General features: G+C 43.5%; 11 protein-coding genes. 8 read left to right on the top strand and 3 right to left on the bottom strand.

Annotated elements, in window-relative coordinates; genetic code table 11:
* Nucleotides 1–151, bottom strand: a 151-nt coding sequence (locus MSP8886_RS21880) for an aldehyde dehydrogenase family protein (RefSeq protein ID WP_139063105.1), incomplete at its 3' end; no start/stop codon positions are given.
* Nucleotides 152–492: 341 nt separating this feature from the next.
* Between MSP8886_RS21880 and MSP8886_RS07740 the strand changes: the two genes are divergently transcribed.
* From MSP8886_RS07740 to MSP8886_RS07705, 8 genes are all read left to right on the top strand, one after another.
* Nucleotides 493–1230: a fumarylacetoacetate hydrolase family protein gene (locus MSP8886_RS07740; RefSeq protein ID WP_067014411.1), complete on the top strand. Its 738-nt coding sequence runs from the start codon at nt 493–495 to the stop codon at nt 1228–1230.
* An 8-nt stretch (nt 1231–1238) separates the two neighbouring features.
* Entirely contained in the window at nt 1239–2009 is a 771-nt protein-coding gene (locus MSP8886_RS07735; protein ID WP_067014409.1) for a fumarylacetoacetate hydrolase family protein, read from the top strand.
* An 11-nt stretch (nt 2010–2020) separates the two neighbouring features.
* Nucleotides 2021–2824: a 2-oxo-hept-4-ene-1,7-dioate hydratase gene (hpaH, locus tag MSP8886_RS07730; RefSeq protein WP_067014406.1), complete on the top strand. Its 804-nt coding sequence runs from the start codon at nt 2021–2023 to the stop codon at nt 2822–2824.
* A 10-nt stretch (nt 2825–2834) separates the two neighbouring features.
* Nucleotides 2835–3641 (top strand): 4-hydroxy-2-oxoheptanedioate aldolase, encoded by an 807-nt coding sequence (gene hpaI, locus MSP8886_RS07725; RefSeq protein ID WP_067014403.1) that lies wholly within the window; start codon nt 2835–2837, stop codon nt 3639–3641.
* Between the two features lie 160 nt (nt 3642–3801).
* Nucleotides 3802–4707, top strand: a complete 906-nt coding sequence (locus tag MSP8886_RS07720; RefSeq protein WP_067014399.1) for a helix-turn-helix domain-containing protein — start codon at nt 3802–3804, stop codon at nt 4705–4707.
* Between the two features lie 153 nt (nt 4708–4860).
* Nucleotides 4861–6045, top strand: a complete 1185-nt coding sequence (locus MSP8886_RS07715; RefSeq protein WP_067014396.1) for a multidrug effflux MFS transporter — start codon at nt 4861–4863, stop codon at nt 6043–6045.
* Between the two features lie 276 nt (nt 6046–6321).
* A complete protein-coding gene (locus MSP8886_RS07710; protein ID WP_067014393.1) occupies nt 6322–7491 on the top strand; it encodes a p-hydroxyphenylacetate 3-hydroxylase oxygenase component in 1170 nt (389 codons plus the stop codon).
* Nucleotides 7492–7592: 101 nt separating this feature from the next.
* Nucleotides 7593–8507, top strand: a complete 915-nt coding sequence (locus MSP8886_RS07705; protein WP_067014390.1) for a p-hydroxyphenylacetate 3-hydroxylase reductase component — start codon at nt 7593–7595, stop codon at nt 8505–8507.
* A gap of 281 nt (nt 8508–8788) precedes the next feature.
* On the opposite strand, the gene MSP8886_RS07700 is transcribed toward MSP8886_RS07705, so the two are convergent.
* Nucleotides 8789–11050 (bottom strand): YgiQ family radical SAM protein, encoded by a 2262-nt coding sequence (locus tag MSP8886_RS07700; protein ID WP_067014387.1) that lies wholly within the window; start codon nt 11048–11050, stop codon nt 8789–8791.
* 170 nt (nt 11051–11220) lie between these two features.
* A complete protein-coding gene (locus MSP8886_RS07695; RefSeq protein ID WP_067014384.1) occupies nt 11221–11868 on the bottom strand; it encodes a class I SAM-dependent methyltransferase in 648 nt (215 codons plus the stop codon).
* Between the last annotated feature and the right edge of the window lie 90 nt (nt 11869–11958).

The raw sequence follows: 11958 nt of genomic DNA, 5'->3' as shown, positions 1-11958 counted from the left end.
GAAATGCGGCTTTCGCAGCGGCGACCGCTTCTGCTACTTGTGTATCGGACGCGTGGGCCACTTCGGCAAGCACTTCTCCCGTCGCAGGGTTAAAGGTTTGAAACGTCTCCTTACTTTCAACCCATTTACCATTTATTAAGTTCTTAATCATTGTCTTCATTCTCCAAGCTAGAAATCAGGTATTTTCTTTATCACACCCAATTTAATTAACATGTTAAATAAATTAAACTTAACAGCAATAAGGTGTCAAGCCCGCACAGCGAAAGAAAGCAAATTAATTTGCGAGAGAGAATGACACGACTAAGAAGTACATAGGAATTGGCAATAAAAACATGGTTACGCACAGGCAATGGACTCGATCCAGAACCTTGATGCCATCAGTGACATTAAGATCGCCAACTATTCATCGATTAAAGTGATCCTCGGTGTTGACAAAGATTTTCTTTTACGCAAATATGATTAACATGTTAACTACATTTGGCAAAAATCATAATGTTTTACTTTAGGCAAAAAGAATCCGATATCGCCATTGAAAAAACGGCCCAAACCCGTGTTGAGGTCCCGTTAGACGACGCACTCCTTCCCCCGACATCTGGCAGCGTTATCGGCGTGGCACTCAATGATAAAGCCCTCGTTCAAACGCTTGAAAAAAGCTTTCACGAGAAGCCCCATGTGCAACCACCGAAAACACCTGTTTTGTATATCAAAACAGACAATACGCACCTAGGCTATGGCGCTCCGATCAAGGTACCGACTGATAAAGGCCCTGTTTATGCAGGCCCAGCATTAGGCATTGTCATTGGGAAAACCGCCACACGAGTGAGTACAGAAAACGCCCTTGATGTGATTCAAGGGTTTACGGTAGTGAACGAAGTCAGCTTGGCGGAAACGTCGTTTTACCGCCCAGCCGTCAAGGCCAAATGTCGTGATACTTTTTGCCCTATTGGCCCTTGGATTATTGACAAGGAATCGGTCCAGAATCCTAACAGTCTCACCATCCGCACAGTCATTAATGATCAGCAGGTCCATGAAACCAACACAAACCAGCTCATCCATTCAGTTGAAGAAATCGTGAGTTATATCAGCGGATTCATGACCCTTGAGGCGGGTGATATCCTCATTGCCGGAACACCACTGCGTTCTGCCGAGCTTGAAATCAAGCCTGGCGATAGTGTGATGATCGATATCGACGGCATTGGTCAACTTAGCAACCCAGTGGAAATGGAGTAGGAAAAGACATGAAGAGTGCTCGTATACTATTTAATCATGAAACTTTGCATGTCACGGTGAACGAGAAAGACCAAGTCGTTACACAAGAAGGCAAGGTGCTTGAAGAAGGCTCCTTCACTTGGCTGCCCCCTTGTGACGGAAAGATTTTCGTTTTAGCCATTAACTACGCTGACCATGCGGCCGAGCTGTCCTTCAAAGCACCGGATGAACCGCTTGTGTTTTTAAAAAACAACAACTCTTTGATCGGCCATAACCAACACACCTATCGACCAGACAATGTGGATTACATGCACTATGAGTGTGAACTGGTGGTTGTCATTGGCAAACAAGCCAAAAACGTTTCCGTCGACGACGCGATGGATTACGTGGGTGGGTACACAGTGGGTAACGATTACGCCATTCGTGACTATTTGGAAAACTACTACCGTCCAAACTTACGCGTTAAGAGCCGTGACACCTGTACACCAATCGGTCCTTACCTTGTCGATGCGAAAGAGGTCAAAGACCCTCACAACTTGGTTCTTCGTACCTATATCAACGGCGAACTCAAACAAGAAGGCAATACAAAAGACTTGGTTTTTAACATCCCTCAGTTAATCGCTTATCTAAGCGACATCATGACCCTATCGCCTGGCGATATGATTTTCACCGGCACGCCAGAAGGTCTAGCCGATGTAAAACCAGGAGATGTGATTACGACCGAAGTAGAAGGTGTTGGTGTTCTAAAAAATACCATCATTTCAGAAACGGACTACCTAAAAACGATTCATAAACAATAAGGGGGAGAGACATGCTTTCTAAAGATATTATTACTTCCTGCGCACAACGCCTTAACCAAGCGGAAAAAGAGCGCAAGCAGATTCGTCAAATCTCCCTTGATTACCCAGACATCACCTTTGAAGATGCCTACGCCATCCAGCGCGAATGGGTGCAGATCAAACTCAATGAAGGCCGTAAAATTATTGGTCATAAAATTGGCTTAACCTCTCGCGCCATGCAAATGAGCTCCCAAATTGATGAGCCGGATTACGGCACTCTATTGGACGATATGCTCTATCACGATGGCTGTGAGATTGACACGGACAAATTCATTGTTCCTCGTATCGAGGTCGAATTGGCTTTCATTCTCGATAAACCGCTGAAAGGGCCTAACTGCACGATTTTTGATGTGTACGATGCCACAGGCTACGTTGTTCCAGCGTTAGAGCTGATTGACGCACGCAGCCAATCTATCGATCCTGAGACTAAACGCCCAAGAAAAGTTTTCGATACGATTTCAGATAATGCTGCTAACGCCGCCATCATTCTAGGTGGCCGTCCCATCAAAGTGGATGAAATGGATTTACGCTGGGCTGCCGCCATCATGCAACGAAATGGCATCATAGAAGAAACCGGTGTGGCGGCTGGCGTGCTCAATCACCCTGCTAATGGTGTCGCTTGGCTTGCCAATAAACTGGCCCCATTTGATGTGGAATTAGAAGCAGGTCAGATTATTCTGGGCGGCTCTTTCACACGCCCCATTGCCGCAAGAAAAGGCGATACCTTTAATGTTGACTACGGTCCATTGGGTTCTGTTTCTTGCCATTTTGCCTAGGAGGTTATGAATGTCTGCCCCAAAAAACACCTTTAAAGCCGCGCTAAAAGAACGTCAAGCACAGATTGGTCTCTGGTTAGGGCTCGCCAATAACTACACCGCAGAACTGATTGCATCAGCTGGATTTGATTGGCTATTGATCGATGGCGAACATGCCCCCAACACATTGCAAACGATGGTTGGCCAAATGCAAGCCATAGCCCCTTTTGCTAGCCATCCTATTGTTCGTCCTGCATGGGCAGATCATGTGGCCATTAAGCAAATCTTAGATATTGGTGTGCAAACCATTTTGGCTCCCATGGTGGACAGTGCTGAACAGGCCAAACAAATTGTCAAAGCCACTCGCTACCCTCCAGAAGGCATTCGTGGCGTTGGCAGTGCTCTAGCACGGGCTTCACAGTTCAATAGAACGCCTGATTATCTAAAAACCGCCAATGACGAAATCTGTGTATTGGTACAAATTGAATCCGTTCAAGCTGTTGCAGAGTTGGACAACATTCTGGCGGTTGAAGGGGTCGATGGCGTATTTATTGGTCCGGCGGACCTCAGTGCATCCCTTGGCTATATTGGTCAACCTAATCACCCTGATGTGGTTAAGGTTATTGAAGAAAGTATTGCTAAGATTGTAGCCGCTGGCAAAGCCCCCGGCATCTTGATGGCAGACAAGAAGCAAGCAAAACATTATTTATCTTTAGGAGCGTTATTTGTCGCCGTTGGTAGTGATACTGGCTTACTGATGAATAGCACCAAGGCTTTAGTGAGTGAGTTCAAAGGTGAGCCCAACTCGCTAGAAGAGGCAACAGTATCCGTCTATTAGGCGTCTGCTGCTTGTAATCTGAATGTTTATATCCTCCCATATTTTCATTCAGAAAACGGATCTAATTTGATCATTCCTATTTTTGCCAGCACTATGACAATTCATAGGCTGGCCTTTTTTAACCGCAATCATTCACTAATAAAAATAAGAATGCTTTACCATGAACAAAGAATGGATACCAAATATAAATATTGGTCAAGACTACGATAAAGCCTATCAGGATGCGACCATTCATTTTGATGTGCTGGGTAGAATGGCAGACTTTTTTGGCCGCGATATGCCTATGCATCTGCATGCCGAGTATTGTCAAATCCACCTTATTCTATCCGGTAAAACGCTTTTTAATATCGATCAAAACGTGTTCAAGGCTGAAGACTGTGCCGCTTTTTACACCCCACCCGCGACGCCTCATGCGTTTTTAACGGAGCCAACCGCTCCAGGTTATGTGATTACCATCCATAGTAGCCACCTGCAAAAAATTATGGTTGAGTTGAACAAATACAGCAATCAAGAATCCTTGCTGATGCCCTTCTGTATTGATAAACAAAAGGCGTCAGAAACAGATAAGATATATTGGGAACAACTATTAAACCTTTTCAAGATGCTCAAAGCAGAATGGGCATCTTCTTCTCTCTATCAACAAAACAGCATCGAATCTATTGTAAAACTTATTTTTATCAATATGTTAAGACTGTCTGGTGAAGAACACCCCAAAAAGCAACACAGTCAAAATGAGATTCTTTGTTTTAGAGAGTTCAGTACCCTTATTGAGAAATACTTCCTTAAAGAAAAACAAATTCAATTCTATTGCCAGCAATTGAACATCAATGAAAGCCGGTTAAACTATCTGTGCAAGAAAATAACAGGGGCGAGCCCAAAGAAAATGATCAATAATCGGATTCTTTTGGAGGCTAAACGTCTACTTACTCATACTAACAAAAACTTAACTGAAATATCCTACACTCTGGGCTACATAGATCCTTCTTATTTTTCTCGCTTCTTTATTAAACATGCGAATATCAGCCCATCAGAATTTCGGAAACACCATAGAACAGAGTCAACTTAATTTTAAACTGAAGCAATTAAAGTAGATTGATAAACACTCGCCTTTTGGCAATTCAAGGTAGTTAGAGCCATTGGTATTTAAAGAGGCAGTGAACACCAAGATATCGATTGTGCAACCACTGTAATTAATCATCTTAATATAAGAACGAGACTTATGAATTCGTTAAAAAGTAGACTGTTAATTCCCTTACTTGGCTGCCTTGTGGCATTTGGCCCTTTATCCATCGATATGTACTTACCAAGTTTGCCAACCATCGCCAATGATTTAGGAACCAGCAATCAAGTCATTCAAACAACTATTACCGTTTTTCTATTAGGAATGGCATTAGGCATGTTGTTTTTTGGCCCTCTATCAGATTTATTAGGTAGGAAAAAACTCTTGATCGTGGGCATTATCTGCTACCTTTTAAGCAGTTTTGGCTGTTCTATTGCGGCCTCAGGTGAAAGTCTTATTGCCTATCGTTTTTTACAATCCCTAGGTGGTGCGGCAGCCTCTATCTTAGGTAGGGCGCTGGTGAGAGATCTATTTGAACTAAAAAGAGCCGCATCTATTCTTTCTTATATGCATGTCATTTCGATGATGGTGATGCTCGTTTCTCCTATTTTGGGTGCCGCCATCGTCGAGCATTTTGATTGGCGTTGGATTTTTTACGTTCTAGCCTTATTCTCTCTTATCACGCTACTTAGCAGCATTTGGATTCTGCCTTCTGAACAGAGTAAGAAAAAGCAATCCTTTCACATTACTCATTATGTGGAAAACTATCTCATCTGCTTACGGGCACCACTCGTGGTTCAATACGCACTGACTAATGCGTTCTCGTTTGCAGGTATGTTTGCTTTTATTGCGACCTCCTCTTTTATTTACATAGAGCATTACCATATTTCAAAGCAGCACTACGCTATGCTCTTTTCAGCCAATATATTCGCCATCATCCTGATCACATTACTGAATTCATATTTAAGTAAACGCTTCACGGTGAAAGCGGCTCTTTATTGCATGATATTTGTTTCTTTCTCTGCAACACTAATGATCTGGTATACATACTTTTTCACTCAGGTGCCTATGACGTTATTTATTGCTGCAACCATGATTTATATATCGGTTACTGGGGCTATTGGTGCTAACAGTTTGGCTATTCTATTCTCCCAACTACCTGATAAAGCCGGCACCACGTCAGGGTTATTGGTTGCTGTTCAATTTGCCATGGGGAGCCTGATCAGCTACATCGCCAGCTTGCTTTTCGATGGCTCCCCACAAATTTTACTTATTATGATGGGAAGTTGCGGCATACTATGCAGTAGCTGTTTTATTAGCACATTGATAACGCGAAATAAGTAGGTTTGATATATTGAACGTAAAAAGCGTCTGATGATCACACCAAGCATTTTGACTATCAAAAAGTGTGTCTTAATTTTCTGAGCCTACCTATTTCACTTAGGGTATTGTCAAGAAAACCCTGCCATTTCAAGAGATATCCGTCTTGGTGTTTTTCTAAACAGGCAAGCACCGCATTCTAGAAAAGTCCTAACTTTTGTGAAAAAAGCACATTCATTAAACCTTGCTCCCGTCTAATACTGTTCTAATCAAAACAAAAACAAAATAGAGAGAAAAATAATGAAACGAGCTAATCCTTTATTAAAAGACCTTCAAGCTGTTCTACCAGACATCGCTAAAAATGCGACAAAAACAGAAGAACTCAGAAAAGTACCATCTGAGAATATCGACCTTCTTAAAAAAGTTGGCTTACATAAAGCCTTTTTACCAAAAGCCTATGGTGGCTATGAAATATCGCTTCCTGAATTTGGCGATTGTATTGCTGCGTTAGCGGGCGCTTGTGCCAGTACCGCTTGGGCATTCAGTCTTTTATGTACCCATAACCATCAACTTGCCTTGTTCCCAAAGCAGCTACAAGATGAGATTTGGGGTAATGACCCTGATGCACTGGCAAGCAGCAGTATTGCACCATTTGGCCGCTATGAAGAAACGGAAGGCGGCATCCTATTCAATGGTGATATGAAGTGGAGCAGTGGTTGTGATCATGCCCAATGGGCGATTGTTGGCTTCTTACGTGATAATCAAGAAGGGGCTAAAGATTACTGTTTTGCGGTGATTCCCGCGACCGATTACACCATCGACGACGATTGGAATGCGATGGCAATGAAAGGCTCTGGCACAAAGACGCTGCAAATTAGAGATGCCTATGTTCCAGAACACTGCATTCAAAAAGCCAAAGATATGATGGAAGGCAAATCCGCAGGTTACGGCCTGTATCCGGACAGTGATTTATTTTATTCACCCTACCGCCCTTATTTTGCCTCTGGCTTTTCGGCCATTTCTCTTGGTATTGCAGAACGTATGCTCGAAGTTTACAAGGAAGTAACCAGCAACCGTGTGCGAGCCTACACTGGTGCAAAAGTGCATGCCGCTATTCCAGCGATTCTTCGTACAGGTGAGTCGACTCACCAAATTCTTGCCGCTCGTGCTTTCCTAGAAAAAACATGGGAAGAGCATGCTGAATACGCTAAAGCCCATCGCTACCCTGATCGTTACACTCTCGCCCATTGGCGTACAAACCAAGCCTACGTGACAAAAATGTGTATTGAAGCCGTTGATAGACTATTTAATGCTATTGGTGCATCAAACTGGCTATTGGATAAAGAAGCACAACGCTTATTCCGCGATGCTCATATGACAGGTTCACATGCTTACACGGATTATGACGTTTGCGCTCAAATCCTCGGCCGTGAAGTCATGGGGTTAGAGCCGGATCCATCACTACTATAATTTCACTTTAAAGGCTCCTTAAAGAGGTCAGATCCCTTAAACATTAAGAGATCTGACCCCTTTAAAAACAAAATACATGCATAATAATAAGAGAGAATACTATGAGCTTTGACCCTAAAGAATTCCGACGCTGTCTGGGCAATTTCGCGACAGGCGTTACTGTTATGACGGCTAAATCATCCGACGGAAAACAAGTCGGTGTCACTGCGAACAGTTTTAACTCTGTGTCACTTGATCCGCCACTTATTCTGTGGAGTATTGTTAAAACTTCCAGCAGCTATGCCATTTTTGAACAATCAGAGCACTTTGCTGTCAACATACTAGCAGCTGATCAAATAGACTTATCCAATAATTTTGCGAAACCCAGTGACAATAAATTTGCCAACATTGAATATACTTCGGGCGTTGGCGGCGCTCCTATATTGCCAAACACTGCAGCGAATTTTCAGTGTGAAAAATACCAAGTTGTCGATGGTGGAGATCATTGGATAATGATTGGTAAAGTCGTCGCTTTTGAAAATCACGGCCGTGCGCCCCTGCTTTATGTGCAAGGAAGCTATGCTGGTGCTGTGTCATTTACCGGAGCAAAAACGGCTGCCAATAATGTGGCATCAGGAGAAACTCTAGCAAGACTCCATGACAGCACGATTTATCTCATGCATAAGGTGCTGCAAAAAGTCCAAATGAACTACTTGCCTAAACAGTCTTCGACTGGATTAAGCACAGGTGAAGCGCGTATTTTATTGGTACTAAGTGATGCTAAAAACATTACTAGAGAGGATCTAGATAACCTTGTTACTATTCCATCTCGGGATGTCACGAATGCCCTTGAAAGCCTTAAATCCTTTGGACTAATCAATGAGCGCTTTGAATTGACAATAAAAGGTTTCGATGCTGCAGAGCACTTGTGGGCGATTTCTGATCAACAACAGAGTACACTGTTTGCTAACTTTGACCATAAAGAATTAACCACATTCAAACAAAGTCTTCATCATTTAATCAAACAGCTTTCCTGATCATTTGCTCCCTTCGCCGATAACAACAATTAGTTAAGCCGCTTGCTAAACTCATTTTACCAAGCGGCTTATTAAACCTCTTACTTATAAAGAATCTAGCTTCACTCTATACTCAGGCAGGTTCTTGTCACTCAAATCGTCTTAGACGTCTTTAACCCTATAAAAAATTAGACGACCCATGACCCTACAGTTTTGTTAAGGGCACGCGAATCATCACCCTAGGAAGCCATGTAGACTAATTAGCTTGGATGTCTCTATTATCATGCTAGCAACATAGCCATCTAACGTGACTTCACCTTGGGTTTACGACGCTTCGTAGACTGAGCCACGCCCCCCGCCGCTTGATAACCAGATGGCTTTCCACCATGGGCATTTTTACGACGCGCTTTTTCTGTAGCGGCATTCTTTTCCATGGTGGGGCGATTAGAGCTATGGGAGGCTCCTGTCGCCTGGCCAACTTTAGCTTTCTTTGGACGACGATGTACTTGCTTATCCTTATCTTCTGCTGGAACCAACTTATTCGCACCGTGGCCGATCAAATCGGCACGTCCCATTTTTATCAAGGTATTACGTAAATCTTGCCAATTACTGGGATCATGGTATCGCAAAAAGCCTTTCTGTACCGTCCGCTGCTTATAGTCTTTCGGCGTATAAACTTCTTCACTTTTGTAGGTCACAGGCTTCAATGGGTTTTTCCCAGAGTGGTACATTGCAGTGGCCAATGACATGGGCGAAGGATAAAAGGTTTGTACTTGATCAGGTTTAAAATCATTAGTTTTCAGCCAAACTGCCAGATTCATCATATCTTCGTCTGAACTTCCGGGATGAGCCGCAATAAAATAGGGAATCAAATGCTGCTTCTTGCCAGCCTCTTTGGAGAACTTATCAAACATTTTCTTAAAGCGGTCATAGGTCCCCATCCCAGGCTTCATCATCTTAGACAGCGTACCTTGCTCAGAATGTTCAGGGGCAATTTTCAATAATCCCCCCACGTGATATGTTACAAGCTCTCGAACATACTCAGGGTCTTCTACGGCGAGGTCATAACGTAAACCAGAAGCAATCGATATGGTATGAATCCCTTCAACGGCTCGAGCTTTACGATATAACTGAGTCGTTGGACTATGATCCGTATTCAAATTAGAACAAATCGTTGGATACACACAAGACAACTTACGGCAGGAGGCTTGAATCTCGTCATCCTTACAATTCAAGGTATACATGTTTGACGTGGGTCCACCTAGATCAGAAATATGTCCCGTGAAACCCGGCACCTTGTCTTTGATGTCGTCAATTTCTTTTAAAATAGACTCGTGTGAACGTGATTGAATCACTCGACCTTCATGTTCCGTAATCGAACAAAAGGTACAGCCGCCGAAACAGCCACGCATGATATTGATCGACGTTTTGATCATATCATAAGCGGGAATACGCGCTTTTTTATACTTGGGATGCGGGACGCGTGCATAAGGTAAATCAAATACCCCGTCCATTTCAGAGGTTTCTAATGGAATCGGTGGTGGATTCACCCATATCTCTTTTTTGCCGTGTTTTTGTACCAAAGCCCGAGCGTTGTGAGGGTTCGATTCCAAATGTAAAATACGTGATGTATGTGCATACAACACGGGGTCTTTAGAGACTTTTTCAAACGAAGGAAGACGAATATAGGTCTTCTCCATTGCTAACTTCTCTCCTCGACGGAGCGGTGCAGGAATCACGCGAATCGGCATTACATCACTGTCTGCTTCGTCTTTAGACTGACATTTTCCCTCTGGAATATACTCGTAAGGACTATAGATTTTCTCTACTTTACCGGGCCAATCCACTCGGGTTGAATCAATCTCAGTATAACCACCCGGAGGGGCATTACGCACAATGGTCGTACCACGAATATCGGTAAGTTCATCAATTGTTTTACCCATCGCCATTTGATGAGTCACCTCAAGCATGGCTCGCTCTGCGTTACCATAAAGCAGAATATCAGCCGTGGAGTCAACCAACACAGAACGGCGCACCTCGTTGCTCCAATAATCGTATTGGGCAATGCGGCGCAAACTGGCTTCAATACCACCAATCATCACAGGCACATCATGGAAAGCCTGCTTACAACGCTGTGAGTAAACAATGACAGCCCGATCAGGACGTTTACCGCCCATACCATAAGGCGTATAAGCATCGTCATTACGAACTTTAAGGTCTGCCGTATAGCGGTTTATCATAGAGTCCATGTTACCGGCAGTAATCCCGAAGTATAAATTCGGTCGACCAAGGCGCATAAAATCATCCGTATTACGCCAATCTGGTTGGTCTATAATCCCTACTCGATAACCTTTTGACTCCAATAAACGACCCAAAACTGCCATGCCAAAGCTAGGATGATCCACATAAGCATCCCCTGTGACAATAATCACATCGCAGCTGTCCCAGCCAAGCGCGTCCATTTCTTCTCGTGTGGTTGGCAAAAAAGGCGAGATGCCATAGCACTCTGCCCAATATAAAGGGTAAGAGAAAAGCTCTTTGGCAGTTTTATGTCGTTTGGTCATTATCGGCTCTTGGTCTTAGTCAATATTCAACACAATGGTGTTGCCATATCATGAAGACATCGTTTATCAAGTGAATTTTCCGGCATTATCCCAGAAAACGACTCAGGTAAACAGCGTCAATCTCCAAAGCCATATAAAGAATATTTATTAATCACTCACGCCATTTGCCGTTAGCTTTGTTGCGGTAAGATATGCCAAACACTCTCTTCAAAAAAAGCATAGCCACGCTCTTTATATTGTGGGTTAGCTTGCACCAAATCTTCCGATGCTACTTTCTGAATCGCATCGCCCCACATGGTGACAATACTGTCATCTTCTACAGAAAATGGAGGCCCCTCTTCCCCACCGCCATGCCTAGTGGAGACCAACAACAACGTGGCGTTAGGGGACAAGCGTGCTTTTGTATGCGCCACATAGTCCGCTCGTATTTCTTCAGGTATTGCAATCATGGCGGCACGATCGTAACAGGCATCAAAATCTTTCTCGTCAAAAAGGAAATAATCTCCTTCAACAATACGCAGAGGTAGTCCAATCACGGTATGGATTTTTAAATCTCCTACCTGTTGAGTTTCATAAGGCAAATCATTATCACCCAAGAACTGCACAACCGCTAACGGTGACAGCTCTATCCCCGTTACTTGATAGCCTTGTTCAGCAAGCCAAATCATATCATTGGACTTACCACATAAAGGCACTAATACATGACTGCCTTTCGGCAGGCTCGGCCAGTACTCTACCAACCAAGCATTGACTCCTTCCTGATGAAATCCTATCCGGCCATTTAGCCAACGGTCTAGCCAAAACTCATTCGTAATCACAACAACCTCGCGGAGTACTCACAGATTTCATTGTCTTGTCCCCTGTATTCTTAGACAATACCTGAATAAAGAAGGACACACCTTTGCGAC

The organism is Marinomonas spartinae, from assembly GCF_900089775.1.
Lineage (GTDB): Bacteria > Pseudomonadota > Gammaproteobacteria > Pseudomonadales > Marinomonadaceae > Marinomonas > Marinomonas spartinae.
Note: the sequence above shows the minus strand (reverse complement) of the source record. Positions and strands in the feature narration are given on the sequence as shown.

Coding starts and splice junctions, on each gene's coding strand:
- MSP8886_RS07740 (WP_067014411.1), top strand. CDS start 493: ATGTTTTACTTTAGGCAAAAAGAATCCGATATCGCCATTGAAAAAACG.
- MSP8886_RS07735 (WP_067014409.1), top strand. CDS start 1,239: ATGAAGAGTGCTCGTATACTATTTAATCATGAAACTTTGCATGTCACG.
- hpaH (WP_067014406.1), top strand. CDS start 2,021: ATGCTTTCTAAAGATATTATTACTTCCTGCGCACAACGCCTTAACCAA.
- hpaI (WP_067014403.1), top strand. CDS start 2,835: ATGTCTGCCCCAAAAAACACCTTTAAAGCCGCGCTAAAAGAACGTCAA.
- MSP8886_RS07720 (WP_067014399.1), top strand. CDS start 3,802: ATGAACAAAGAATGGATACCAAATATAAATATTGGTCAAGACTACGAT.
- MSP8886_RS07715 (WP_067014396.1), top strand. CDS start 4,861: ATGAATTCGTTAAAAAGTAGACTGTTAATTCCCTTACTTGGCTGCCTT.
- MSP8886_RS07710 (WP_067014393.1), top strand. CDS start 6,322: ATGAAACGAGCTAATCCTTTATTAAAAGACCTTCAAGCTGTTCTACCA.
- MSP8886_RS07705 (WP_067014390.1), top strand. CDS start 7,593: ATGAGCTTTGACCCTAAAGAATTCCGACGCTGTCTGGGCAATTTCGCG.
- MSP8886_RS07700 (WP_067014387.1), bottom strand. CDS start 11,050: ATGACCAAACGACATAAAACTGCCAAAGAGCTTTTCTCTTACCCTTTA.